Source organism: Antrihabitans auranticaus, assembly GCF_016481275.1.
In the GTDB taxonomy this organism is placed as follows: domain Bacteria; phylum Actinomycetota; class Actinomycetes; order Mycobacteriales; family Mycobacteriaceae; genus Antrihabitans.
The window spans coordinates 421,990-446,381 of record NZ_JAEMNW010000004.1; the positions used below are offsets into that span (position 1 = coordinate 421,990).

Sequence of the window (24,392 nt, forward strand, 5' to 3'; positions counted from 1 at the left end):
GTTCGAGGTGGCGGCGAAGGTGCTCCGAGACGATCGTGATCGTCGTTGATGCGAGTGTCGTTGCTTGGCGACGACGGCGATGACGGCGATGACGGTGCTACGGCGCGGGTGCGTTTACAGGGGGAGTCCTTGGTCGCACGGCTGACATTCGGAGTTCGGGTTCAAGTCGCGGCCGCGTACGTGAACAGCACTTCCGTGTCATCGACGGTGAGGTCCAGATTGTCGAGCAGCTCCGGTACCGCCGCGTTGTCGACGGCACGTTTGGTTCGAGATTGCGCTTGCGGCTACGGTATCGCCCTCACCGAGCCTGGCTCGGGCTCGGATGCGGGTGGTCTTCGCACCGCGGCGAAGCCGGTTCCCGGCGGCTGGGTGCTCAATGGCGAGAAGACCGCGATCTCGTTTGCGATGAACGCAACCGTCGCGCTCGTTTACGCCCGCGAAGCCGGCACCACGCGCGCCTCGGGCGTGAGTTGTTTTGTGGTTCCGCTCGATTCCGACGGTGTGTCGGTCAGCCACATGATGGGAATGGGCTGCCTGCCCTTGGGGTGGGGATCGATCCATTTCGACAACGTCTTCGTTCCGCACAGCCACCTCATCGGCGAGGAAGGCCATGGGTTCCGAACTGTGATGAACCACTTCGACTTTAGCCGAGCGGCACTTGGCTTGCTCTGCCTGGGAGCCGCGAAACAGAGTCTCGAGGAAGCGGCTGTGTATGCGCAGCAACGCGAAACGTTCGGACGCCCGATCGCCGAGAACCAAGGGATCTCGTTCCAGCTTGCCGAGCACGCAACCTACATCGAGGGCGCGCGCTGGACCTGCTACCGGGCATTGTGGCTTCGCGAGACCGGTCAGCCGCACACCGCTCTGGCGTCGATGAGCAAGTGGTGGGCCCCGGTTGTTGCGAAGAATGCGATCGAGTCGTCGATGCGGATCCACGGAAACCTCGGCTACTCAACCGAATTCCCGATCCAGCAGCGGTTCCGCGACGTCATGGCCTACCTATCGGCAGACGGCACGTCCGAAATTCAGAAGCACGTCATCGCAAGGGACATCTTCGCGAGAGGGACGGTGTCGTTGTGACCGCGTCGGATATCGGCCTTCCTCCGCCGAAGGCGTTGGGGGACAGTGGCGCGTTGATCGTGGGCGGGACAGCTGGCATCGGCCTGGCCTCCGCCGAACAACTCGCCGCAGCTGGAGTACCGCGCATCGTCCTCGTCGGGCGAAATGTCCAGCGCGGCGAGGACGCGCGGGCGCTCGTTGCCCGCCACGGCGCACAGGTCACGTTCATTGCCGGGAACGCTATAGATGCATTGTCCGCCAGAAGAATTGCCGAGGAGGCCGAGAATGTTCTCGGTGGGATCGACATACTGATGTACACCACAGCCCCCGAGGTTCGGCCGGAATTGTTCGCCGACATCCCGACTGAAGACATCGCTCGGATCTACACGCACCTGGCCTTGCCGTCGATGCATATGGCGAGCGAAGTGCTGCCGCTAATGCGTACGCGTCGATCGGGTGTGATCGTCAATGTCGCATCCGATGCGGCCAAGACTGCGACGCCAGGCGAATCGGTGATCGGTGCTGCCAAAGCCGGCATCGTGATGTTCGCGAGGGTGCTCGCCATCGAGGGGAAGCGCGACGGCATCCGGGCGAATGTCCTCACGCCGTCGCTCGTCCACGACACCGGATCGACCGACCGCATCACCAGCGATGGATTCAGCAAGAGGCTGTTCGCGAAGGCTGCTCAGCAGGCTCATCTCGGGGTGCCTGTGCCCGACGATCTGGCTGCGCTCGTTGTATTTCTGTACAGCCCTGCTGCCGGTCGGATCACCGGACAGGCGATCAGTATCAACGGCGGCATCTCGGCGGCCTGAGACTTTCTTTCACGATCCGCCGACTTACGGCCTCATGGTAGGACCGAAGCGCGCACGAGTACGCGCTCGCGGCAAGGATTCACCGGTAGTAGATGTCCAGTGACTGAACTAGCCCGTCCTCGACGATGAAGACGTCGACGGCGTGGCGCGTTTCGCCCGTCGGACTGGTCGCCTTGAATTGGACGATCTGTGCGCTCCCATCGGCAAACTGATTCTCGATCTCGTGGGCGGATGGGCCGCCGAGCCACAGGTTTCGATAGAACTCGGCGATCTGACCGGTGCCGCGGTAGAAGCCATCTCGCTGTGTCAGAGTCGCAGTCGGCGCGAAGAGGGCAGTCAGGGCATCGATGTCGGCACGGTTGACGGCGTCGATGTACTTGTCGACAAGCACGGTCATGGCGAAGAACGATAGCCCGTGGCGCCGCGATGGTCTAGCGTCCCACATCGGCACCCATGCGCCGATGGCCTTCGGCGCGTTCCCGATCTCGTGTGCGTGTGTACGTTGAAACCATGACCTCCCTTCGAAATTCGGTCCTGGCGAGCGGTCTGGCAGTTGCCGGGTTGTTCGCCGCTACGGGTCCTGCGGCAGCAGATCAAACGCAGGACAGGTGGGTCAATCTTCGTGACACCGTTACTGTCGCGGACGGGATTGCCTGCGCCGGCCGAATAGGTGGAGTCACAGTCGCGACGGACAGCCTGCCCGGAAAGCTCTACATCCGCCTCAATGCCACCTTCGTCGGAATTTCGGCCCCGCCCGGGGTCGTGTGTTCGGTGCCGGCCACCGTCGCGTGGCGAAACCTCGAGACCGGTGCGACGGGGTCCTGGACTGCTGTTGCCTCGGGCAGCCCTATCGACTTTCCGGCGGAGCCGAATACTCATCTGCAAACGGGCTCGGGGCGGGTCGAACTCACTCTGACGACGACTCGTCCGCACATCCCGAGCGTGACGGCCGTCGACGTCTACTAGCTGGACAGAAACGCGCGCTCGTCCTTGACTAGCAACCAATCACTATGGCGGACACTGCATGTCACCGCACCGATAAACCGGTGGGTGACGGAGTCGGTTACAACGTGTCGGTATTTGTATTCGACCCCATGGGACGAGTCACAGTTCCTGCCGGACTCGTAACGATCAAACCCCCTGCTTTCCCCTGAGGCGTGCCGGAGGCGGCCGCGAGGACGCTCATCAGCGTGGTTGGGACCATCCCGAGGGGGAGGCTTGGGCGATTGCGTCGGGGATGGTGGTGCCGCGGAATCCGATGCGGTCGATGATGGGCCGGACGAGGCCCGGGATCCGTGCGACGAGTGCGTTTCGGCGGGTGGGTACGACCAGATCTGCTCGGCGTTCGACGCCGGACACAACGGAGTTGACGACGGTGTCGAGCGGAATCGTCTTCCACAGGCCGTTCCTGTTCCCGCCCCACAGTCTGGTGGCGGCGGGGTCGGCGTGGACGTCGTCCATCATCGGGGTCTGGAAGAACGTGGGGTGCACGCTGCCTACGCCGACGCCGTAGTGGCGAACCTCGAGGCGGAAGGCGTCACACAGCGCCCAGGCCCCGGCCTTGCTGGCCACATAGGGACCATTGAGCGGTGAGTGGACGAAGGCCGCCATCGAGGAGACGGCCAGCATGTAACCGCCAGTCTGTTTGACGTGGGGTAGACCCGTACGGAACGTCCGCCACACCCCGTTGAGATTGATGTCGATGATGCGCTCGAACGCCTCGGGGTCCATGGTCTCTATGGGTGCCACCGCGCCGATGCCGGCGTTGGCGATGACGACGTCGATGCGGCCGAAATGTTCGGCCGCGGCATCGACCGCAGCGCGAAGGCTGTCGAGGTCGCGGACGTCAGCGGCCCAGCCTCGTGCGACCGTCTCGGGTCCGAGGTCGGCGGCCTGCCGCTGGGCCAGGTCGGCGTCGAGGTCGAGCAGGGCGAGGTTTGCGCCGCGCCGGCGCAGTGCACGGGCGACAGCCGTACCGAGGCCACCCGTGGAGCCGGTGATGAGGACGGTGCGTCCGTCGAGTTCGTATTTAGGCATGGGGACTCCTGTGATGTTTCAGCCGGTGACGGGCACGTGGTGGTTGAGGAAGGCGAGCTGTTGGAAGATGTTGTGCTCGAAGTCTTCTCCGACGTAGATGTCGAAGTGGCCGCCCGGCTGGAGTTTGATTTCTCCCCGCGGTGCTTTCGAGACGTGACGCAGGGTCGCTTTGGTGGGGGCGACGGAGTCGTCCTGGCAGACCGCGAAGTGGATCGGGCACGTGATGTCGCGGGCGCCGCGGCCAGGGTAATAGCGGATGATGTCGAGCGCGAAGCGTGCCGCGACGTCGGGGCGTAGGTCGAACCCGGGCGCTATCAGGGCCTCGAGACCAGCTACGGAGTCCGGGGAGGTCATCAGCGCTGTCGAGCCGGGCGGTCCGTAGGTGGGCACCATGAGGGGTGTCCGTCCTTGCTGGGACCGGATGCGGTCGCGCACGGCTCGTGCGAGGACCTTGACTGACGTTCTCAGGGGGATCGCCAGTGTCGAGGCGAGGCCGTCGGTGAAAGGGCACTGAGAGATGACCGCTGCGATGCGACGGTCCTGGGCAGCGGTGCGAAGGACGTGGCCTCCGCCGAACGAGGTACCCCAGAGGACAACTCTGTCGGGATCCACCCCTTCCAGCGTCCGGGCGAAGGCGACGGCGGATGCCCAGTCCTGGAGCTGGCGTTTGATGTCGAGGAGCTGTCGCGGCTCACCGCTGCTGGCGCCGAAGTGGCGGTAGTCGAACACCAGGCACTGATATCCGGCTTCGCTGAACCTCTTCGCGAAGGCGTCCAGACCCATTTCCCGCACCCCGCCAAGACCATGGGCGAGCACGATGATCGGGCGCAACGCATTGCCGGGCTGCTGGGGGGCGTAAAGCCAGGCTCCACAAATGCCGTCACCGGACGGGAACTCGATGTCGGTCTGAATCATAAAAGTATCGTAATAGAAGACATACCAAAGTTGGAAGACCTTCTAAGTATGACACCGCTTACACTTATCCCATGCCGTCATTCCCCGTACCGCCTTCGCCCCACGAGATTGGTGCAAGTTCACCTCCACCGACCCGAACCCAGCGTCGAGCGGCTGCTAATCGGCAATCTGTGATCGACGCCGCCCGCGAGATCGTGGCGACCGAGGGCATGGGCGCGCTCACCCTCGAGGCAGTGGCCGAGCGCGCCGACGTGGCGGTCGCGACCATCTATAACCGGGTTGGGAATCGGTCGTCGTTGCTGCTCGCGGTAGCGGAGCAGGCCATGGAGGAAAGTCGCGCCTACATGGATGCTGCCTATGCTGCCGAAGGCACCGCGGAGGAGCGATTGCTCTTGGTAGCGACCACTTGGGTCCGATTTGCGCGCGAGCGTCCCCACGAGTTCCGAATCCTCGTCGAGCCCGCCGATCAGCCGGACGCCGTGGCTCGTTTGGCCGAGCTGACCAGGACCCAGAACGCAAAGCTCGCTGACGCGATCCGCGCCGGCATGGCGACGGGCGCCGTTCGTCCCGATCTGGAACCCGATCAGGTCGCAACGGCACTCTGGGCGTCCCTGAACGGGGTGCTCGCACTCGCCTGGCGTCCGGGTGAGCTGAGGGTCGAGGCCGCGGCCCTCGACCAGCTCATGGCTGCATTCATAGCTATAGCCGCCGACGGCCTGCGCGCCCACTGACCTACACGGGCTTGTCTCGACCAGCGCCGGATCCTGTCTCCCGTAGTGCTGGGGGTTCCAGCCTTACCGCCACACCGTTGAGCAGTGACATCCCGGCAAGCGCCTCTAGGTCGATTGGATCGCTGGACATGAGTTTGTTGACGTTGGTGCCTTCGCTGGCGTTGGCCAGCTGCCAGCCTCCGCGGTGCCCCCAGCCGTGGGGGACGGCCACGGTGCCCGGCCCGACTTCGTCGGTGACGGTGACCGCGACCTCGATCGACCCGTGACGAGAGACGATCCGCACGTTCCCGCCGTCGACGACCCCGGCTGCCGCGGCGTCGTCAGGGTGCACGCGCGCGGACTGCCGGCGCGGACCCTTCATCAGGAGGGGGCTGTTGTGCATCCAGGAGTTCTGCGAGCGGATCTCGCGCAGGCCGATCAGCAGGGTCGGAAAGTCGGGATCCGAGCCGTCGGCGCCGTCCATGCGGTGACGGTCACCCAGCCTGGCGAGCTCCTCGGCGATCTCAGTGGGGTCCAGGCGAACCTTTTTGCTGGGCAGCAGGACGACCTCGGACAGGATGCCGGTGGCGGCATGGTCCGCGAGGAGGACTCCGTGCGGTTTGCTCTGCATGGTCTTTCCGTTGAGCCCGCCGCGTCGTAGGCCGAACCGGTCGCCGAAGGGCCCGGTGCGGAGCAGGGCCACCATCAGCCGGCGCGGGGTGAGCCGAAGGCCGCTCTTCTCGAGCGCGAGCATTGGACGGTTGAGGAACGACAGCCGACCACCGGAGGTCATCGCCAGCCCCATCCGGTGCATCAGCTCCTCGAAGACCTCCCACTCGGGGCGGGCCTCGCCGTAGGGCTTCAGCACGGCCTCGGTGGCCTGGTAGAAGGGTCGGGGTGAGGCGGCGGTGAGGGCGAAGGGGAAGTCCTCGCGCTCCAGGAAAGTCACCGCCGGCAGCACGTAGTCGGCATGCCTATTGGTTTCGTTCACGTAGAGGTCGAAGGAGACCAGCAGGTCGAGCTCTCCGAGCGCCTCCACCAGACGTTCGCCGTCTGGGACCGTCAGTACGGGGTTGCCCGCCGTGACGATCAGCGCCCGCAGTCGACCCGGGCCGGTGCGGGTGATCTCCTCGGCCATGATGCTCGACGGGAAGATGCCCATCACGTCAGGGAAGCCACCGACCCGCGAGTGGCTGGCGCCGTAGGTCATCGCGCCCGCTTTCTCGCCCATCTCCTCGACCGGGATGACACCCCGCGAGAAGACCGTGCCGCCCGGGCGGTCGAGGTTGCCGGTGACCAGGGTGAGGACGTCGATCAGGAACGACACCAACGTGCCGTGCCTGCCCAGGCACGCGCCGGTGCGCCCGTAGGCCGTCGCGCTGGGCGCGGTCGCGAAATCTCGGGCGAGCTGTCGTACCACCGCTGCATCGACCCCTGTGCGCGCGGCTGTCTCCTCGGGCGGGAATTCCTTCGCCGCGGTCCGCAGCATCTCGACCCCGCTGGCCTGCTCGGCGATCGCCGTCTCGTCGGTCAGGCCCTCGGCGAAGACCACGTGCAGCAGGGAAAGCAGCAACCAGGCATCGGAGTCCGGGCGGACCCGCACGTGCTCGTGCGCCTTCGCGGTTTCGGTCCGACGTGGGTCCACCACCACCACCCTGCCGCCACGTGCGGTGATCGCGGACAGCTCGTGCTTGATCCGCGGGGCGTGCACGGCGCTGCCGTGCGAGACGTGCGGGTTCGCGCCGATCATCAGAACGAACTGCGTGCGGGGCAGGTCAGGGAACGGCATCTGGGTGGCGGCGCCGTACAACAGCTTGCTGGCCACGAAGCGGCTGTTGATGTCCTGCGATCCGGTGGTGAACTGGTGCACCGAACCGAGGCGTTTGAGGAACAGTCCGCTCCACAACGCGGCGGAGTAGGAGAACGCGCTGGGGTTGCCGAGGTAGTGGCCGACCGCCGAGCCACCGTCCTCGTCCCACACCTTGCGCAACCGAGCGGCGATGTCGGTGAGGGCGATGTCCCAGGAGACCTGCTCGAACTCGCCGTCCGCAGTGCGTCGCAAGGGGTGCAGCACCCGGTCGGGGTCGTTCTGTACCTCGGTGAACGCGATGCCCTTGGGGCAGGCGTTGCCCTTCGACAACGGGTGCTTGGGGTCCGGACGCAGGGACAGAAGGCGACCGTCCTCGACGGTTGCGATGAGCCCGCACAGCGGCTCGCAGATGCGGCAGTACGTGACGACGGTCGTAGGTGAAGCAGCGGACATCGCATTACCTTGACACATGACTGGGCAGGTGTCCAGAACTTCGGCTCTGGCAACTGGGACGACCATGCCGTGCCGATCGGGTCTCGGAGGGTCTCAGGTCGTCGACTCGGCGTTATCGTGCTCTCGCAATACACCGCTGGCGAGCGCTGACCCAGAGTGTTATCGCTTCGGTTCGCCGGATGGATGTGCGCTGTCGAGGAACGCGTCGATCCGGGTGGCGAACCGCGGGGTGTCGCAGTTTTCGATGACGAGTACTTCCGACAGTGCGGGAGCGATCAGCGCAAGTGTCAGGTATCCGTGCGCAATTGTTCTGCCGAACGGTCCGGACGCTGCTCTCTGCGGATCGGTGTGTTTTGAAACATACTGTGGCGAATGGGGATTGGGGACCGTTCAGCGTACGCGGTCTGCATCCTTGAGCATGAACGCTGCAACTCAGATCGTGTGGGTTATCCGGCGAGGTTGGCGAACGGTCGCTGGGCGTGCGCTGCTTTGAATTCGGCAATCATGTCTCGCTCGAGGTCACGTGCGAGGCCGTCCGCGGTCGTTTTCCATCCAACCAGCAACTCGTCGCTGTCGGCGAGCTGCCAGATGTATCGTCCACCCCAGTGGCCGACGGGGTCCCCGGCCCCATGTCGTCGGTACTCGTCGAGTCGTTTACGGAGACCCCTTCTCCCAGTGCTACCACCGTTGGCTTTGCCGACATACACCAGCGATGTATCGGGAACCCATTTCTTTTGCAGGACTGGAATCGACACAGACGGATCTTTGCCCTTGAACCAGCCGGCCGGACTAGCCGGAAGGAATTTGGGTGTTGTACCGGTAGGTCGAACGACAACGTATACGCCAGGATTGATCGGCACGTTCGCGGCCGGGAGATCCCTGAAGGGGACGAAACCTGAAAAGCCTGCGCGCACGAGCGCCGGCTGCGACCAATCCATGGCCTTTGATAACACGTGGAGACCTATCGCGGAAGTTGGTGAGGTACAGAATGCCCGCACGATATGTAGTGACTGGCGTCATGCGGTGCGCGCCAGTGCTTGCGACTGGTCGGGGTCGGCGGACGTGGGTATGGCTGCTCGCCGTCGTTCCACACCCTCGGAGGCGACGTAGTCGTACCCGTCCTGAACTCCGTTGCTGCTCAATCGCTCCCACATGAATCGCATGCGACGACCAACGGGTAGTACGAGTCCGGGGTGCTCGATCATGAGCGACGAAATGTCGACCCAGCATCCCTCTGGTGTGTCCGCAGACTCGATCACGCCTCAGCGGTCATCGTAGTTCCACGTCTGCACCCGCCCGGTCGACTCGTTCTTGCCTTTCAACGTCGTCGCGGCATGTGTCTTTGCGTTTCTCGATTATCGCGTGGACTGCCCGGTGTGAAACGGAGGACACTTCTCTAAGAAGGCGATGTGTCTGCAAATGCGTTGTCCGGGAATGCGGTTGGTGTCCGAGAACGCCCCTTCAGGGAAGTATCGTCGGAGAGTCTGGTGGTGGTGCTTGCACGTACCACCTGCCGGGGGAGTCTTCAATCAGTCCGGGGCTGTGTGTTCGCCAGCCGAGGGTGTGGGCACGGTCGAGGATTCTTCGTTCGATCGTGGGTCGGTCGGCCGGTGTTGTGCGCCAGGCGTAGCTGAGTGCTGCGATGGTGCGCAGGATGGTGATGTCGCGGCCACCGTCGGGTCGGTGGGGCGGGCCGGCGGGGACGTCGCTCCACATGTGTCCGCCGAGTGCGGGGTGCAGGAAGCCGTCGCTGATGCGTGCTGCCATCGTCTTGCTGTGGACGCGTAGTCCAGCGGCGGCGGGTCCGTCGCCGCGATCACCACCGAGTTCGTAGAACAGTCGCAACGCTAGGTTGTGTTGGTGGTGGGTGATGCGGCTGCCCAATCCGTCGACCGTTGTGTCTCCGGGTTGTGCCCGCTGGAACTGGGTCAGGATTTCCGCGACGGTGCTCGCGATAGCGGGTGGAATCAACGGCGGTGGACGCTGCAGGTCACCATCGACGGCGGACAGGTAGTTCGCGCAGGCGGTGGGGAACATCGCCCAGGTGCCTTCGCCGACAGCGATTGTCGTTGCGGTGTAGAGGAAGTTGTCGAAGAGGTCGCGGTGTAGTGGTGGTTGTCGGCGCAGGCTGTCTGCTGCCGTGGGTGTCGGTCCGTGACCGAGGAAGTGGGTGAGTACTCGATTTTCGACGTCTAGGAGCAGCACATTCGTACTCGCGTGTTCGGGGGACGACGGGCGATGCCGTCGGACGCGAGGTCACCGGTACTGAGTTAACCGTGTCGATGTCGCGGGTGCAACCAATTCTCCTGGGGTCCGGCGATTTTCCGGTTCACGCGCACTTCGAAGATGGGCTGCCGAGGCTGATTTGCGTGTGTGCGGACGGGGTGTCGAGGTTGCGACCCGCAGACCAGTCTGGATTGCAATCGGTCACGTCTTTCTCGATCGGCGCGGACGACCCCGCTGGCGGTCGACGAGTGACGCGCTCACTCTCGCCCGCGAACTCGCCGAAACATATTCCGGCAAAACCAGATTGGCGTGATGGCCGGTCGCGCGTTCGGCTCAGTCGTCGAGTCGGTGGGTGGTCGGGCGGTCGAGCAGGTCGGTGAGTTCTGCTCTGGTTGCGGGCCACGGGTCGGGTCGGCTCGGCTGCTGGCGGGGTTCGATGTTCAGGCGCAGTGCCAGGCCGCGCATGGTGTCGAGTGCGACACCTAGGCGGCGGTTGTACCTCGCGGTGCTCGACCATCATGCGAGTGTTCTCGTCACGAGTGTCCGCGCCGCATTGCTGTCGACCGACGACAACAAGAGTCGGGTTCGAGCGGCGGTGCGCGCGTTCTACGACTTCGTCGACAACGATGTGCAAGGCTTCCGGCTGGTCTTCGAGTCGGACCTGGCTAGCGATATCGCGGTCGCGGCGCGAATCGAGCAGGTGACCGAGGACTGCCTGGAAGCGGTCTTCGACCTCGTCGAGCACGATTCGGGACTCGATCACCACCGCGCACGTGTCCTGGCCGCCAGCCTGATCGGCGCGAGCCGACTCGCAGCACGCTACTGGCTCGATACAGATAGGCCCATCTCCAAAGCGGCGGCAATCGAGACGACGGTCGCGCTCGCGTGGGGTGGATTGTCGCGAGTGCCGCCGTCCGTCGACACCGCCGGTCACGCCAGCAGCACAGCACCGTGGCCGCGCAGGGCCTCGCACAACGCGTCATGGAAATCGGTCGACAAAGTCTTTCGATGAACGGCCGATGATCGAAGGTGCCCGCGAACGCGGGTAGGTTATGCGCCCTTGTCGGGTCGCCTGGGGGGCGGCGAACGTGCGTGTGCTCCGGGGATCAGTGGGGCATACGGAGCTGGTGAATTGCTAGGCTTCGGTCGGACTCTCAGGGAGGTGTGCGCGATGCGGCGATCCCCGGGCGAGCTCGAAGCGGAGATCCTTCGAGCTCTCGATTCGTCACCTGCGCCGAAGTCTGTCGCGGAAGTGGGCGCGCTGCTGCCGAATGATCTCGCGCATACGACGGTGATGACTGCCCTGGTTCGGTTGACCGAGAAGGGGCTGCTGACCAGGAGACGCCGGGGCCGCAGCTTCGAATACTCATTGGCAGGGCCGATCAGTTCGCTGGCTGCCCTGCGTGCCGCGTCTCGAATGCGGGCCGCGCTGGACGGACGCGTACACCGAGCAGAGGTTTTGGCGAACTTTGTAGCATCCCTCGATCCGACAGAGGAGGCTCTGCTCCGGAAGGCTCTGGACGACGCGGACAACGCCGAATAGGAGGTGCACTAATGGGAATGGCGCTGACGGTAGTTACACCGTGGCTGCTCACGATGGCGTTGCTCGCAGCTGTCGGACGACTTGAACGAACGCTCGAACCTTTCACATATGTGGTTGCCATGACTGCCGCATCGACTGTGCTCTCGCTCGCGACTTGGACCACTTTGGTCGCATTGGGTGCGGTCGTTATTGTCGCAGCTCCACCGTTCGCGCTGCTCGCTGTCGGATATGCCCTGGTCGCCCTGGCCCTTTCTCGGGTCGTCGTCCTGTCAGCGCATTGGCGTCGCGTTCTGTCCAGTCGGGCTGTAAGTCGCCACTTCAGTGACGCTCGCGCAGACGACGATGGAGTTGTCGTTATCGAGGACCCGATCCCAGATGCCTTTGCGGTGCGGACCGGCCGCGGAGCGGTCGTGATAACGACCGGGATGAAGGCCGCGCTGCCTCCGCGAGAACTGGCGGCGGTTATCGCACACGAGTCCGCGCACGTGCGTTACCGGCACAGTACGTGGATTCAGATCGCGGAGTCGGCTCGTGCGCTCAACCCCGTCGTGCGACCGCTGACTGCCTCCATCCGCTTGGCCGCGGAGCGGCATGCGGACGAATGCGCGGCATACCTGGACCGCCCGGCTGCTCTGCGCGCTGTCGCGCGCGCGTCGATCTTGCCCAGGGCAGCGGTTCGGATGCCGGCGATCGGCATCTCCAGCAAGGGTGGCGACGCAGTGCGTCGGGTGCAGGCGCTTGCAGCGCCGCCCATCGAGAACCAACCGAAGTCCCTTGTTGTTTTGATTGGTGCGGTGGCAGTCGTTGCAGCGTTGTTGTGGGGCGCGTTGGCCGACGTGGCACAAGACAGCGTCTTCCCGGAACCCGGGCACAGTCCGACCGACGTCTTCCGGTGACGCTCGTCTGTTCTCTGAAATCGGACGATTCTGCGCAACGAGGTTTAAAACTACTCAGTTTGTAGTAGTTATCAGTTGACAGCGTTGCGTAGCTATCGACGGAGAATGGATGGTCACCCGATTGCAGGGTTCCGATGACGGTGTGCGCATCCTGCCGCTCAGCCCCCAACAGCACGCGCTCTGGCTTGCGCAGACGATGACCCCCGATGTCCCGTTCGTCGTCGCGCAGTACGCGGATCTGCGCGGATCGGTCGACACAGGGCTCATGGCCGACTGCATGCGGCGTGCGCTCCGGGAGTTGGACGTCGCAACCGATCCGCTGGTCGAAGTCGAGGGCCGGCCGCACCAGGTCCTCGGTCTCGGATTGTTCGACGTCGCTTCCCTCGACTTGCGGCAGGAGTCCGACCCGGCCGGAGCGGCGCGCGCAATCATGTCAGCGGATTACACCAAACCGTTGTCCGTGCTGCGTGATCCGCTCGTTGCGTGCAGCATCTTCCGCTTGGCCGACGACAGGTACTGGTGGTACTCGCGCGCCCACCACATCGTCCTGGATGGCTACGCCGCGATGCAGGTCATGCGCCGCACCACTGATCTGTATCGGTGTTTCATGACCGGCGAGGAGCCTCAGGGCGCCGCTACGACCGGGTTGGCGGACGTAATCGAGGAGGAAACGCGTTATCGCACATCTCGTCGGTATCGAATCGATGGTGACTTCTGGCGCGCTCAGGCCGGTTGGCTGCAGCCTCAGCCGAGCCTGGCAGGTGCGGTGGGACGCCCGACCGCTCATTCTTGGGTTGCGAGCGCTGCACTGCCCGAACAAGTTTCGGGCGTCTTGCGTTCGCTCGACGACCGCTTTGGCGCGGCAACGTTGATCGCCGGTTTTGCAGCATTTCTTTCACGCATGCTCGATGCGGACGATCTCGTACTCGGGTTACCTGTTGCTGCTCGCACGACAGCGAGGTTGCGACGTGGCGGCGGGTCGACGGCAAACGTCGTTCCGTTGGTGCTGGCGGGAGTGGGTTCGGTCGAGGCCGAGTCCGCTGTCCGAATTTGCCAGTCGGCGATTGTGAATGCTCTTCGACACCAACGGTTTCCGCGCTACGACATCGTCGAATCCGACAATCGTCTCGTCCATTTCGGTCCAGTCGTCAACGTGATGATGTTTCGCAACGAAATAGCGATCGCTGGAGTGCACGGGCACGTGCACGTACTCACTACTGGCCCGACAACGGACCTGTCGGTCAACATTTATCCTGGCTACGACGATTCGGCGTGGCGCATCGATTTCGAGGCGAACGCGAACTTGTACAGCCACGAAACCCTTGTGAATCACCACCGTCGCTTTTTGTCGTTTCTCGGCCGTTTCGTCGGCGGCCTGGGTTCGCGCGCGATGGTCTCGGACTTGGACCTCTTCCGGGCCGGCGAACACGGTGAATTCATACCAGCAACCGGAGCGTGTGGACTCGCCCCCGCGTCGCTACCCGACCTGCTTGCTACCGGTCTGGAGGGACACGAACACAGCACGGCCGTTTGCGACGACCGGGCTGCGCTCACGTACAAACAGCTCGACGATGAATCGAATCGATTGGCGCGCGCACTGGCGCTCGGTGGTGCCGGGCCCGAATCTCTTGTTGTGATTGCGATTCCGCGCTCGATCGAATCAGTTGTCGCGGTGTGGGCAGTCGCCAAAACCGGTGCGGCCTTCGTCCCTGTCGATCCGACTCATCCGCCCGACCGTGTCTCGTACATGATTGCGGACTCGGGCGCGCGTTTCGGCCTCACGGTGCGCGGTGCTCGCGCCCGTCTGCCGGATTCCGTGTCGTGGTTGCTCGTAGACGAATCTGAGGCAGTCGGGCGCTACTCGAGCACCCCGATCACCGATGCCGATCGGGTCGCGCCGCTGCGAATCGACCATCCGGCGTACGTGATCTATACGTCTGGCTCCACCGGCACACCGAAAGGTGTTGTAGTCACGCATCGCGGATTGGCCAACCTCGCCCAAGAAATCCGGCAGAAGTACGGGATCGACGGGTCGTCGCGTATTTTGCATTTCGCGTCACCGATTTTCGACACTTCGCTCGTCGAAATTCTCGCCGCGAGTTTGGGAGCAGCGAGACTCGTTGTAGCGCCCCCGTCGACCTACGGTGGCACCGAGCTGCACGATCTATTGCGCGCGCACCGGGTGACGCACCTGCTGTCCACGCCCTCCGCAGTCGCGACACTCGATCACGCAGACGATGATCACCTGCAACTTGTCCTTGTCGGCGGCGAACCGTGCCCGCCGCTGCTCGCGCGGCGGTGGGCGGGCAGTCGAACGATGCGAAACGCGTACGGCCCCACCGAAGCGACGTGCAGTGTCACGATGACCGAGCCGCTGAAGCCGGAAGGTCCAGTCTCGATCGGGCACTTGATGCGCGGTGTCAGTGCCGTCGTGCTCGACGAGCATCTGCGGCCGTGTCCGCCTGGAAAGTTCGGCGACCTCTACCTCTCGACGCCGGGATTGGCGCGCGGATATCACCGTCAGGCCGGCCTCACGGCGGCGCGTTTCGTAGCCGCGCCCTTCGCCGCTGTCGGCTCACGAATGTTTCATACGGGCGACATCGTCCGGTTTACTGACGATAGGCAACTGGATTTTCACGGTCGGCGCGACACTCAGGTGAAGATCAGGGGTTTCCGGATCGAACTCCGGGAGATCGACGCCGTTCTCACCGCAGACCCGGGGGTTCATTTCGCTGCCACGATCGTGCATGCGAACGCCGAGGACGATCGGATTCTGATCTCCTACGTCGTTCCCGCGCGTGGCGCCCCTTTCGACGCGGTACACCTACGCCGGCACGCACGTAACAGTCTCCCGCCGTACATGGTTCCAGCGAGTTTCGTCGAGATCGATACTGTGCCGCTGACGCCGACGATGAAACTCGATTCGACTGCTTTACCGCCCCCGATATTCGGATCGCAGACGGAAACAGGCCGCCCACCTGCCGACGAAATCGAGCACGAATTGACGCGCATCGTCGGCGACTGTTTGCACGTCGAGGTGGAGTCAGTCGAAGACTCGTTCTTCGACCTCGGCGGTGACTCGCTGTCGGCAACGCGGGTTGCTGCAAGAATCAACGACGCATTCGACATGCAACTGACCGTCCGAGACATCTTCGACGCACCGATCCTGGCGACACTGGGCGAACGCGTGCGCGAGCGGTCGATATCGTCGAACTCGCTGCCCAGGCTCGGCAGTCTGCCTGTGCCCCCGCATATTCCGCTCGCTCCGGCACAGGCCTTCATCGATCGATCGCCGCATGAACCCGCTTTGTACAACCTGCCTTTCACGATCCGTGTCCACGGACCGCTCGACGTCGAAGCGCTCCGACGTGCGCTCGTCGACGTCGTCGACCGCCACGCCCCACTGCGCACGATCTATCCCGACGCCGCGACCGGGGTCGTGCAGCGAGTACTCGACGCGGTCGAGGCCGCACCCGAACTAGCAGTGCTGCACAGTTCTCCAGCAACCAACGACGTGCAGGTCGAACCGGTACTCAGCGCGCCCTTCGATGTGAGGCACGACGCTCCGATTCGAGCCCGATTGTTCCGGCTAGGCCCCGACGACCACGTGATTGCGTGCGCGATCCACCACATCGCGGCCGACGGCTGGTCGCTCCGCCCACTGGCGAGCGATCTTGTGGCTGCCTACATGGCGCGAGCGGCGGGCGCAGAACCCGCTTGGGCACCTCTGCGCATCGACTACGCGGACTACGTCGTCTGGCACCGCGCACGACTCGGCGACGAAACGAACCCCGACAGCGTCGCAGCACGACAGATCGACTATTGGCGGTCCGAACTTGCCGGTCTCACCGCACCGCTCGAGCTGGCCGCCAATCGTCGCCGGCCCGAGTGCTGGACCTATGGTGCCGGCCGTGTGCGGCTCACAACGTTGTCTTCCCGCCTCGGTGACTCCCTTCGCGACATCGCGAGCCGGCACCAGACCAGCCTGTACGTGACCGTGCTTGCGTCGGTGGCAATGTTGCTCGCGGATTTGACAGGCCGGACCGATATTGCAGTCGGTACACCCATTGCCGGACGCGGTGAGGATGCTCTCGACGAGCTTGTCGGAATGTTCGTGAACACACTCGTCTTATGCGTCGAGATCGAGCCGACCATGACGTTCGACGAAGTCATCGACCGTGCCCGAGACGCGCACCTGCGTGGGTTGGCCCAGTCCGACGTTCCTTTCGAGCGTCTCGTCCAGGTCCTCGATCCACCACGCAGCGCGGTGCGACACCCCTTCTTCCAGGTCGTAGTATCGTTCGACAACTATTCTGCGCCAACACTTTCCGTGGACTCTCTGCAATTCGACATCACGCCACACCCGCTTGACGTGGCCAAATGCGACCTGCATTTTCATTTTTCCGAGACCGCCGACGATGTCGGAATATCGTGTGAGTTGGTGTACTCGACCGACGTCTTCGACGATGTCGAACCGATTCTCGAGCGATACGAAAAGCTCACCAGCGCAATTGTATTCAACTTCGCACAGTGAGGTCGCCGAGCGTGATCGAAATGGGCAGACGGGCGGGGAGAACTGTGGCGGTGTTGGACGCGGACTTTGCGCTTCACGCCTGTACCCATGTGGGGATGTGGAAAAGGTTGTAATACAACAGATTTCAGGCGCAAGCGGTGTACAGTGTGGGCTGATGACAGGGCAAGTCGAGTTGCCCGGGAGGGGACGATGATTACCGCTTCGAGCCGATCGTCCACAGGGGGTCGGCGTGAGCAGTTGGTCGGCACCGCATTCGCGATCCTGCGCAGCCGCGGAGCGGACGGCCTCACCTTGCCTATGCTGGCCGATGCCTGTGGCGTGAGTAGGCCCACCGTCTACAACTACTTCGGTGGCAGAACGGGTTTGCTGCTCACTTTGTATCAGCGTCTGTACGACGGTCATTACGCGGCGCTAGTTAATGCGTTGCAACCGCCGTCGGACACGCTCGAGGAGATCGCGCGCGGGGTGGCGGCAGCATTGTTAGACTGTGCAGCGGACCGAGCCGAATTCGATGCTCTCACTGCGGCGTTGAAAGGTCATTCCGAAAGCGAACAGAAACTTCTCGGCATGTTCGACCGCTACGTGGAGGCAATGTATATCGCGTTGCTGCCGCACTCCTGCCTCGGTCCGCCCGTGTTGCGGCTGCGGTGTATCGGTCTGTTGGGGGCTGCTCGGGCGGTCGGGGCCGAACTCGCGGGTGGCCGTACCACCCGCGATGAGGCGGCCGCCGCGGTCGTAGAGCTATTCATGTGCAGTCTCAACTCCGCGACCGCTGTCTAGCGCGGTAGTCGACTCTTCCCCGGCAGACCCCAACCGGAATCGTCCGTGGGGCGGAGTCGGCAGGCTAAGCGATTACATCGGCATGTCCATGGGTGGCATCATTCCCATATGGTGCATGCACATCATTATCATGTGCACAACCTGCATCAGGTCCATTTGTCTCATCTCCCTTCTGGTCGTGAATCACACCGCGATTCTTGCGTGTCTAGTTCCTGTCCGAAGCTCGCGTCGACTCGCTCCAGTCCGCCCATTCGTGAGTCCAACGACGTGAATTGCGGGTGTCGAGTGCCCAGCGAAAGCCTCCTATACTCGCAATCAGAGTCGCCGCAATTACGCTGAAGCTCGTAATGGCCGACCAGATTCCGAATGACGCGGCCGCGGACGTCGGCAGCGGCGGATCGACGCGTTCGCCGGCGTCATTCGTCCAAACCGCAACCTGATCGCCAGTCTCGACGTGCCCGTTGATCCGTTGCGTCGCCCTGACGACGCGACCCCCGACGGTCCATTCGACCTCGACTTTGGTCATGTCGGAAGCAGTGGCGCCAGACCGTAGATTGCTCGGTCCGGTCGATTTGACGGCGTCTACCACGGACGCCCAGACCTCGTGCTTTGTCGCGCGGTCAGCAAGGATGCTATCGCGCTTGTTGGAGTACGAGTTCGTGCCGATCGTCGCGCAAATCGGAACTGCCACTGCAAGAACAACAACCGCGATCAGCACTGCTGTCGTGTAGACGCGTTCGCTGGTCCGCATCAATTTGTTCGTGTTCCATGGACCGAGTTGCCACAAGCGTGCGCCCCAGTTTGTCGTGTTCGTCATCGGATGTTCGGTCCTTTTGAGATCGCGACCGATCCGGCAGTTGCTCCGCCGTCAACGACGAATTCCGAACCGGTCGAGTAGGTAGCCTCTAGTGCGACGAATCGCACCATTGCCGCAACTTCCGCAGGGTCTCCGAATCGCGGAATTGGTTGCGATGTCACGATTTCTTCGCCGAGGCCGGCTGTCATGGGCGTCCTTATCGGACCCGGGTGGACCGAGCAGACTCTGATCCCGTCTTCCGCGAAATCGAGTGCGGCGGCCTTGGTAAGCCCGCGTAGCCCCCATTTACTTGCAACATATCCGCCCAGGCCGGAATATCCGGTCAGGCCGGCGGTCGAGGAAATGTTTACAATTGCGCCGCCGCCGTTGCGGCGCAGGATCGGTGCCGCCGAGTGCATGCCCAACCAGGGGCCGTACAAATTCACATCCAGAACGTGCCGAAACTGAGCAGGCCACTCGTCGGCCACCCCGTGAAAATCCACGATGCCGGCATTGTTGACAAGGATCGCGAGCGGTCCGAGTTCCTCGTCGGATTCTTCTAGAGCTGCGCGCCAATCCTTCGCATCTGTGACGTCGAGATGACGGTAACGTGCGTGCTCGCCTAGTGATTCAGCGAGTCGCTTACCTTCGTCGTCATCCAGATCGCCGATAAGCACGCGAATTCCGGCGTCGACCAATGCCCGTGCGACTGCGGCACCGATCCCCTGTGCGCCACCCGTGACTACTGCACTTCGCCCGTCGAACTTTTGCATCGCGTTCCCGTCGATTCGTCTCGTTTTGCTGGCTACTTCTTGGTGAACAGAACTTCGGACAGCGGCCTGCGGGGGGTTGGAGGTCCGTCTTCCGCCGTTGGGGCGATTCCGACCCTGACGAGTACCTGCGGAATTCCGTCAGTGGGGGAGACGCTCCGAATCATGTTGCGGCTGTGCGGAAGTTCGGTCACGTGTGTGAGGGCGCATGTCGCGAGCCCTCTGGCGGTGCACTCGAGCAACACCTTGGAGAGTGCTTCGCCTGTGCGCAGCCAATCGATGCGATTGTCCGCGGCTGTGGACAGGACAAGAATGGCAGCACGGTCCTCGACGATTTCGTGTCTCCTGGACCGCGGCTTGCCAACTGGGAATCGTCTGCCCATTGCGACTCGATCGTGTTCGGCAGCGCTGATCAACGCGCTTTTCGGAACACCCTCGGGGAGAGTCGACTCGCCTGTCCACCAATACAACTCGTCCTGGTACATAGCGTCGAGTTGGCGCTGACTGGAAGTCAGTGCGGACGCATGGACCAGCTCGGCGTGTGCGCTGCGGCCGAGCACGTCGACTCTCACGTGCGAGACAAGCGCGAGTGCGCCGAGTCGAAGGGTCAACGCGTCGAGGTCGGTCGGTGCTGCGAGTGGCAATCGATCACTGCGTCGTTCCACAATTGCGGCTGCAGCGTCTGTGGCCTCAGCGCTTGCATGATGTGCCGGTGCGACGATGATCTGTGCGAGGTGATCGCGGTCGTTATCGGGCATTCGCGTGATATCTGTTTGCCAGTTTCGAGCAGCGAAGGCTGTTTGCAGATGGTCGAGCGCGGCACCGCAACTGATGACCATCTGCCGACCGAAGGCGTCCGTCGAGGGCAGCAGCCTGTCCGGATCGCAGTAGAGATCCAGCGAATGGCCGTCGCGGACCCATCTCCATGGCTGGCTGTTGTGTAGCGACGGTGCTCGGCAGGCCAGCGCGATCACAGATTCGACAGTGCGGGTATCGGGTACGGACAGTGTGTTCATGGTTCGCTTCTCGTTCGATTGCGGGTCGGCAGCGCGCCACCGTCGGCAACGAAGGACGACTTTTCTCGTTGTGGCTCTTGCATACTCATCGCCTCGGGTATGTCCTCGGACATTTCGTCTCGCATCGAAATCTACGACGAGGATGATCGTCCGAGAGGAGGCTTTGGTCCCTCGTCGGGCGACCATGGACACCAGGAAGGCCGGCACACGCGGTCAGTGACTTCGTGCCCCACTTTCTCCGACCAATGGCTGATAGGTGCGACTACCTCGTGCCCTGCTTCGTTACAGCACGAACGAGTGGAATGGGTGCAGAGCCTCGATTCGAGTCGGGCTGAAGGGAGAACTTCAGATGTCCGGGATCGCGATTATTTTGGTCGCCTACTATTTCGGCGTTGTGAGCTACATCGCTGAACACGCAGAGGTATTCGTCACAGCAGCAATTCTGCTGTGGCTTCTCCTGTTCGTACCCAGCCGAATGTGGGCAAAAATGCGCTCGAGGGCTGTGCGAATTGTTGCGCCGCGACTGCGCGACTACGTAGAGCCGCAACCGAAGGACCAGGACGAATTTGTACCGACTGAGTCACTGAGCGGTCAAAAGCATCAGCCGGCATATCACTGAGCTCGAGCAATTCCGACAGACGCACCGACAGAACGGTTTCGGTATTCGAACATGGCGATGACTTTGGACCCGCAGTCGGTAGTAGTCGGCATCGACGGTTCGCGTGCAGCCTTGCACGGTGCGTTGTGGGCGGCGCGCATCGCCGATGTGCGCCATGCGCCCCTCGCGATTGTTCATACGGTGCCTTCTGGTAGGTACTTCGGCGGCGACGACGAGCTGCCGATCGAGGCTGCTTTCAGGAGACAGGATCTCGGCAGGGCGAAGAGACTCCTCGCGCATACAGCGTCGATGGTGCGCAAGCGTTATCAGGAAGTGGACGTTTCGTGGCGAATTCGTCCTGGTGTAGCAGCGGATGTGCTCCTCGAACTCAGTGTGCAGGCAAGTCTTGTCGTCGTCGGAGCGACTGGTCGAACTAGAGCGGGGGCTCGCATCCTGGGGTCCACCGCACTGCAAGTGTCGAACGCTGCTTCGAGCCCTGTTGCTGTGTTTCGCGGTCAGCCGGACTCACGGGTGCACGTTCTCGGCGACCCGCGACCGGTCGTGGTGGGTGTGGACGGAGGTGCGACGAGCGAGCGAGCTGTCGGCCAAGCATTCGATTACGCCGCTATGCTGCGGGTGCCTGTGATCGCTGTCCACATGTGGTCGGCAAATCACCTGCCCTACGGCGCCGAAGTGTCGCCTGACGTCGATCGGCAGTCCGAAAATGCTTTGCTTGCTGAGTGTTTGGCTGGTTGGGCAGAGAAGTTTCCCGATGTCGTGGTTATTCGCGTGTGTAAAGAGGGGAACGCAGTGACAGAGCTACTGGCGCGGTCGACGATCGCACAATTGATCGTGGTCGGCAGTCATGGCTATGGTCCACTGTCCGGTCTCGTCCACGGTTCGACCAGCCAAACCCTGACTTCTCGTTCGTCCTGCACGGTCCTTGTCTCCCGGGAATCGTTGTGACGTACGACGCTCCGGGATCGGAATCGATCCCGGATCTGACCGGACTGGCAGGTATCGCAGAGCTCTCGCGAGAGTCTGTGGTCACATTGCGCGCGACCTACTTCGACACCGAAGACACGCGGCTCCTGCGGGCCGGCATAACGCTGCGCCGCCGAGCGGGTGGATCGGACGAAGGTTGGCATCTGAAATTGCCGGCTGTGCAGGACACTCGATTGGAATGCCTTCTGCCACTGGATGATCGGAGCACGCCGCCAGCCGAGCTGACGCGACTTGTCGCTGCTCGAACGCGGGGCAGGCTGCTGCGTTCGGTCGCATGCATCACGACGGACCGTGAGACGACAAAACTGATCGGTGCGAACGGTGCACCGATCGGCGAAGTGGTGGTCGATTCCGTTCTGGCCCGCAACCTTATCGGTGACCGTATTCCGGTGAGTTGGCGTGAGGTGGAGGTGGAGGTGCCGGCGAACAGTGTTGCCGTGATGTCGGCAATCGACACTCATTTCGCCGAGTGCGGCATACGGCGAAGCGACCCTGGTTCGAAACTTGCACGGCTGCTGGAGATCGACGGAGATACCCCGCGCGCGCCGAGCGCACCGCTCGCGGCATTCTTGCGCGAGCAACTCGAGGAAATTTTGCAGGCCGACCTTGCATATCGACGCAAGCGACCAGACGCGGTGCATCGCATCCGAGTTGCGGCGCGCAGGGCAAGCAGCGTACTGACAGAGTTCGGATCCGTTCTCCACCACGTATCTGGCGGGTCCGAACTGAACCGCGAACTGCATTGGCTCAGTGCAGAATTAGGCCCGACCCGGGACCTGGAAGTGCAACAGGAGCGGCTCGGGAAATTATTGGCGACGACCGACCCGACTCTGACGATCGGGCCTGTTGCCGCGCGGTTGCGGGCTCATTTCGGTGGGGCGATCATCGGTGCCGAGGAACACGCGACCACGACGCTGGATGCTGCGCGATACTGGGCCTTGCTCGACTCCCTCGAGACCTTTGCCACCACGAACAGTGGTGCGCTGGAGCCGGATCGGGCCGAGATGACGGCAGTCTTGGCCCACGCAGTGAAGCGGGTGTCCAAGTCTTTCGGGGCAGTCCGATCCGCGAAGGAAGGCGCGCCGCGCGAGCAGGCGATACACCGGATGCGAAAGGCGGCGAAAAGACTTCGCTATGCGCTCGAGGCGAGTCGGGGGACAGCACCGCGGACCGTGCAGCGTGCGATCGCGAAATTGACCAAGCTGCAGAATTCGTTGGGCGAGTATCAGGACTCGGTAGTTGCGCGTGCACACCTACTGGCTCTACTACGCGACTCCGAACTGTGCAGTGAAGACACATTCACGTTCGGTGTCCTCTATCAACGCGAAGTGCAGATCGGCGAGCACGCGGTGCGCGACTTGAAGAATGAATGGCGGCGAGCCGAGCGAGCCTGCCAACGGATCCAAGACAAGCAATCGACTTCGAGGGCCAACTGCTTTACGGGAAGTGACGAAAGGCAACAGCGTCCGAAACCACCGCAGCAATAGTGTTTTCGCAATAGGACGTTGACTACGCATCGCAAGGAGTTATCGCTGTGACATATCAGCCAATTATTGTCGGGGTGGACGGCTCGCCGTCCTCAGGCTCTGCGCTGCGGTGGGCAGCACTGGAGGCCGCGACCCATCATGTTCCGCTCCATATCGTCAATTCCTGTGCGGACCCACGGGGTTACGCAGCGACCATCGCGGAGGCCGCGTTCGATCGCACTCCGCTGCAAGCTGCTGCACGAAAGGTGCTTGCGCGCGCGACGACGGACGTTGCCGCGCACACGGCGGCAGTGGAGTCGCCCGAGGTCAAGACGATACTCAGTGACGATCCTGCTGTGCCGACCCTTATCGATCTATCGAATGGCGCCCGGATGGTAGTGGTCGGTAGTAGGGGCCTCGGGGCGTTCAAGCGCGGGCTTCTGGGCTCGGTGAGTACCGCTGTCGCTCGGCACGCGCACTGCCCGGTAGCGGTGATTCACGAGCAGGACACCGACGAAGACTTACGCTCGAAGAAGCCGGTAGTCGTCGGTGTCGATGGGACGCGAAACAGCGAGCGCGCGATCGAGATCGCATTCGACGAAGCGTCGCATCGGAATTGCGATCTTGTGGCGCTGCACGCGTGGGCCGATACGAGCGATTTCGACTATCAGTTGGCGGACTGGCCGGACGCTGCGGGTGCTGCGGAAGCGACGCTTGCCGAAAGCCTTGCGGGCTGGCAGGAGAAGTTTCCCGACGTTTCCGTACGTCGGATCGCTGTCAGGAATCACCCCCGCCGGCACTTGGCCGAACAGGCTGCCGACGCGGCGGTCGTTGTGGTCGGCAGCCACGGCCGGGGTGGATTCGCCGGCCTTCTTCTCGGATCTGTCAGTCAGGCGTTGCTACATACCGTTTCATGCCCCCTGATCATCGCCCGTGGGCCCGCCTGACGCATCACGAGTGAGT

23 protein-coding genes and 2 pseudogenes are annotated in these 24,392 nt (G+C 63.1%); 13 read left to right on the top strand and 12 right to left on the bottom strand.

Annotation, left to right across the window (positions count from 1 at the left end; genetic code table 11):
• Positions 1-219 precede the first annotated feature (219 nt).
• Together JGU72_RS20000 and JGU72_RS20005 are read left to right on the top strand one after the other, a co-directional pair.
• Positions 220-1,080 (top strand): acyl-CoA dehydrogenase family protein, encoded by an 861-nt coding sequence (locus JGU72_RS20000; protein WP_233532703.1) that lies wholly within the window; start codon positions 220-222, stop codon positions 1,078-1,080.
• Entirely contained in the window at positions 1,077-1,874 is a 798-nt protein-coding gene (locus JGU72_RS20005) for an SDR family NAD(P)-dependent oxidoreductase (protein ID WP_199685801.1), read from the top strand. The genes JGU72_RS20000 and JGU72_RS20005 overlap by 4 nt, the downstream gene beginning before the upstream one ends.
• A gap of 79 nt (positions 1,875-1,953) precedes the next feature.
• On the opposite strand, the gene JGU72_RS20010 is transcribed toward JGU72_RS20005, so the two are convergent.
• Complete coding sequence (locus JGU72_RS20010; protein ID WP_199685802.1) at positions 1,954-2,271, bottom strand: nuclear transport factor 2 family protein; 318 nt, start codon at positions 2,269-2,271, stop codon at positions 1,954-1,956.
• Positions 2,272-2,384: 113 nt separating this feature from the next.
• Here JGU72_RS20010 and JGU72_RS20015 point away from each other — a divergent pair, with 113 nt between their 5' ends.
• Complete coding sequence (locus JGU72_RS20015) at positions 2,385-2,840, top strand: hypothetical protein (RefSeq protein ID WP_233532704.1); 456 nt, start codon at positions 2,385-2,387, stop codon at positions 2,838-2,840.
• A 219-nt stretch (positions 2,841-3,059) separates the two neighbouring features.
• Here the strand turns inward: JGU72_RS20015 and JGU72_RS20020 are convergent, their stop codons facing one another.
• Both JGU72_RS20020 and JGU72_RS20025 read right to left on the bottom strand, forming a co-directional pair.
• Positions 3,060-3,911, bottom strand: coding sequence for an SDR family NAD(P)-dependent oxidoreductase (locus JGU72_RS20020; protein WP_199685804.1), 852 nt, complete (start codon positions 3,909-3,911; stop codon positions 3,060-3,062).
• An 18-nt stretch (positions 3,912-3,929) separates the two neighbouring features.
• Positions 3,930-4,826, bottom strand: coding sequence for an alpha/beta hydrolase (locus JGU72_RS20025; protein ID WP_199685805.1), 897 nt, complete (start codon positions 4,824-4,826; stop codon positions 3,930-3,932).
• A 71-nt stretch (positions 4,827-4,897) separates the two neighbouring features.
• Here JGU72_RS20025 and JGU72_RS20030 point away from each other — a divergent pair, with 71 nt between their 5' ends.
• A complete protein-coding gene (locus JGU72_RS20030; protein WP_199685806.1) occupies positions 4,898-5,557 on the top strand; it encodes a TetR/AcrR family transcriptional regulator in 660 nt (219 codons plus the stop codon).
• 1 nt (position 5,558) lies between these two features.
• Here JGU72_RS20030 and JGU72_RS20035 read toward each other — a convergent pair whose 3' ends face one another.
• From JGU72_RS20035 to JGU72_RS31100, 6 genes and pseudogenes are all read right to left on the bottom strand, one after another.
• Positions 5,559-7,799: a molybdopterin-dependent oxidoreductase gene (locus JGU72_RS20035; protein WP_199685807.1), complete on the bottom strand. Its 2,241-nt coding sequence runs from the start codon at positions 7,797-7,799 to the stop codon at positions 5,559-5,561.
• Between the two features lie 240 nt (positions 7,800-8,039).
• Positions 8,040-8,150: pseudogene (locus JGU72_RS31095) on the bottom strand (MaoC/PaaZ C-terminal domain-containing protein); the annotation flags it as partial.
• A 95-nt stretch (positions 8,151-8,245) separates the two neighbouring features.
• The gene (locus JGU72_RS20045; protein WP_307828523.1) at positions 8,246-8,752 is read right to left on the bottom strand and encodes a hypothetical protein; all 507 of its coding nucleotides are present in this window, start codon (positions 8,750-8,752) and stop codon (positions 8,246-8,248) included.
• A 63-nt stretch (positions 8,753-8,815) separates the two neighbouring features.
• The gene (locus JGU72_RS20050; protein WP_199685808.1) at positions 8,816-9,058 is read right to left on the bottom strand and encodes a hypothetical protein; all 243 of its coding nucleotides are present in this window, start codon (positions 9,056-9,058) and stop codon (positions 8,816-8,818) included.
• Positions 9,059-9,260: 202 nt separating this feature from the next.
• Positions 9,261-10,004 (bottom strand): hypothetical protein, encoded by a 744-nt coding sequence (locus JGU72_RS20055; protein ID WP_199685809.1) that lies wholly within the window; start codon positions 10,002-10,004, stop codon positions 9,261-9,263.
• Positions 10,005-10,358: 354 nt separating this feature from the next.
• A complete protein-coding gene (locus JGU72_RS31100) occupies positions 10,359-10,490 on the bottom strand; it encodes a hypothetical protein (protein ID WP_267909246.1) in 132 nt (43 codons plus the stop codon).
• Between the two features lie 28 nt (positions 10,491-10,518).
• Here JGU72_RS31100 and JGU72_RS20060 point away from each other — a divergent pair.
• From JGU72_RS20060 to JGU72_RS20080, 5 genes and pseudogenes are all read left to right on the top strand, one after another.
• Positions 10,519-10,935: pseudogene (locus JGU72_RS20060) on the top strand (TetR/AcrR family transcriptional regulator); the annotation flags it as partial.
• Between the two features lie 261 nt (positions 10,936-11,196).
• A complete protein-coding gene (locus tag JGU72_RS20065; RefSeq protein WP_199685811.1) occupies positions 11,197-11,568 on the top strand; it encodes a BlaI/MecI/CopY family transcriptional regulator in 372 nt (123 codons plus the stop codon).
• Between the two features lie 17 nt (positions 11,569-11,585).
• Complete coding sequence (locus JGU72_RS20070) at positions 11,586-12,464, top strand: M56 family metallopeptidase (RefSeq protein ID WP_233532705.1); 879 nt, start codon at positions 11,586-11,588, stop codon at positions 12,462-12,464.
• 109 nt (positions 12,465-12,573) lie between these two features.
• On the top strand, positions 12,574-16,998 hold the full coding sequence (locus tag JGU72_RS20075) for a non-ribosomal peptide synthetase (RefSeq protein ID WP_199685813.1): 4,425 nt from the start codon (positions 12,574-12,576) through the stop codon (positions 16,996-16,998).
• Between the two features lie 189 nt (positions 16,999-17,187).
• The gene (locus JGU72_RS20080) at positions 17,188-17,778 is read left to right on the top strand and encodes a TetR/AcrR family transcriptional regulator (protein ID WP_199685814.1); all 591 of its coding nucleotides are present in this window, start codon (positions 17,188-17,190) and stop codon (positions 17,776-17,778) included.
• 205 nt (positions 17,779-17,983) lie between these two features.
• On the opposite strand, the gene JGU72_RS20085 is transcribed toward JGU72_RS20080, so the two are convergent.
• From JGU72_RS20085 to JGU72_RS20095, 3 genes are read right to left on the bottom strand one after another with little or no spacing between them, the layout of a single operon-like run.
• Positions 17,984-18,595 (bottom strand): Rv1733c family protein, encoded by a 612-nt coding sequence (locus JGU72_RS20085; protein ID WP_199685815.1) that lies wholly within the window; start codon positions 18,593-18,595, stop codon positions 17,984-17,986.
• Positions 18,592-19,347 (bottom strand): SDR family NAD(P)-dependent oxidoreductase, encoded by a 756-nt coding sequence (locus JGU72_RS20090; protein WP_199685816.1) that lies wholly within the window; start codon positions 19,345-19,347, stop codon positions 18,592-18,594. The genes JGU72_RS20085 and JGU72_RS20090 overlap by 4 nt, the downstream gene beginning before the upstream one ends.
• Positions 19,348-19,379: 32 nt before the next feature.
• Positions 19,380-20,360, bottom strand: a complete 981-nt coding sequence (locus JGU72_RS20095) for an Acg family FMN-binding oxidoreductase (RefSeq protein WP_199685817.1) — start codon at positions 20,358-20,360, stop codon at positions 19,380-19,382.
• Positions 20,361-20,709: 349 nt separating this feature from the next.
• On the opposite strand from JGU72_RS20095, the gene JGU72_RS20100 reads away from it, so the two are divergent.
• The 4 genes from JGU72_RS20100 to JGU72_RS20115 are packed head-to-tail and all read left to right on the top strand — an operon-like array spanning position 20,710 to position 24,376.
• Positions 20,710-20,979, top strand: a complete 270-nt coding sequence (locus tag JGU72_RS20100) for a hypothetical protein (RefSeq protein ID WP_199685818.1) — start codon at positions 20,710-20,712, stop codon at positions 20,977-20,979.
• A gap of 51 nt (positions 20,980-21,030) precedes the next feature.
• Complete coding sequence (locus JGU72_RS20105; protein ID WP_199685819.1) at positions 21,031-21,924, top strand: universal stress protein; 894 nt, start codon at positions 21,031-21,033, stop codon at positions 21,922-21,924.
• Positions 21,921-23,450, top strand: coding sequence for a CYTH and CHAD domain-containing protein (locus JGU72_RS20110; protein WP_199685820.1), 1,530 nt, complete (start codon positions 21,921-21,923; stop codon positions 23,448-23,450). Before JGU72_RS20105 ends, JGU72_RS20110 begins: the two co-directional genes overlap by 4 nt.
• A 47-nt stretch (positions 23,451-23,497) precedes the next feature.
• Complete coding sequence (locus JGU72_RS20115) at positions 23,498-24,376, top strand: universal stress protein (protein ID WP_199685821.1); 879 nt, start codon at positions 23,498-23,500, stop codon at positions 24,374-24,376.
• Positions 24,377-24,392 lie beyond the last annotated feature (16 nt).

Excerpts from the sequence above, each read along its gene's own strand:
- JGU72_RS20010 (WP_199685802.1), bottom strand. The coding sequence starts at position 2,271 with ATGACCGTGCTTGTCGACAAGTACATCGACGCCGTCAACCGTGCCGAC.
- JGU72_RS20015 (WP_233532704.1), top strand. The coding sequence starts at position 2,385 with ATGACCTCCCTTCGAAATTCGGTCCTGGCGAGCGGTCTGGCAGTTGCC.
- JGU72_RS20020 (WP_199685804.1), bottom strand. The coding sequence starts at position 3,911 with ATGCCTAAATACGAACTCGACGGACGCACCGTCCTCATCACCGGCTCC.
- JGU72_RS20025 (WP_199685805.1), bottom strand. The coding sequence starts at position 4,826 with ATGATTCAGACCGACATCGAGTTCCCGTCCGGTGACGGCATTTGTGGA.
- JGU72_RS20030 (WP_199685806.1), top strand. The coding sequence starts at position 4,898 with ATGCCGTCATTCCCCGTACCGCCTTCGCCCCACGAGATTGGTGCAAGT.
- JGU72_RS20035 (WP_199685807.1), bottom strand. The coding sequence starts at position 7,799 with ATGTCCGCTGCTTCACCTACGACCGTCGTCACGTACTGCCGCATCTGC.
- JGU72_RS31100 (WP_267909246.1), bottom strand. The coding sequence starts at position 10,490 with ATGCGCGGCCTGGCACTGCGCCTGAACATCGAACCCCGCCAGCAGCCG.
- JGU72_RS20065 (WP_199685811.1), top strand. The coding sequence starts at position 11,197 with ATGCGGCGATCCCCGGGCGAGCTCGAAGCGGAGATCCTTCGAGCTCTC.
- JGU72_RS20070 (WP_233532705.1), top strand. The coding sequence starts at position 11,586 with ATGGCGCTGACGGTAGTTACACCGTGGCTGCTCACGATGGCGTTGCTC.
- JGU72_RS20075 (WP_199685813.1), top strand. The coding sequence starts at position 12,574 with ATGGTCACCCGATTGCAGGGTTCCGATGACGGTGTGCGCATCCTGCCG.
- JGU72_RS20080 (WP_199685814.1), top strand. The coding sequence starts at position 17,188 with ATGATTACCGCTTCGAGCCGATCGTCCACAGGGGGTCGGCGTGAGCAG.
- JGU72_RS20085 (WP_199685815.1), bottom strand. The coding sequence starts at position 18,595 with ATGACGAACACGACAAACTGGGGCGCACGCTTGTGGCAACTCGGTCCA.
- JGU72_RS20090 (WP_199685816.1), bottom strand. The coding sequence starts at position 19,347 with ATGCAAAAGTTCGACGGGCGAAGTGCAGTAGTCACGGGTGGCGCACAG.
- JGU72_RS20095 (WP_199685817.1), bottom strand. The coding sequence starts at position 20,360 with ATGAACACACTGTCCGTACCCGATACCCGCACTGTCGAATCTGTGATC.
- JGU72_RS20100 (WP_199685818.1), top strand. The coding sequence starts at position 20,710 with ATGTCCGGGATCGCGATTATTTTGGTCGCCTACTATTTCGGCGTTGTG.
- JGU72_RS20105 (WP_199685819.1), top strand. The coding sequence starts at position 21,031 with ATGGCGATGACTTTGGACCCGCAGTCGGTAGTAGTCGGCATCGACGGT.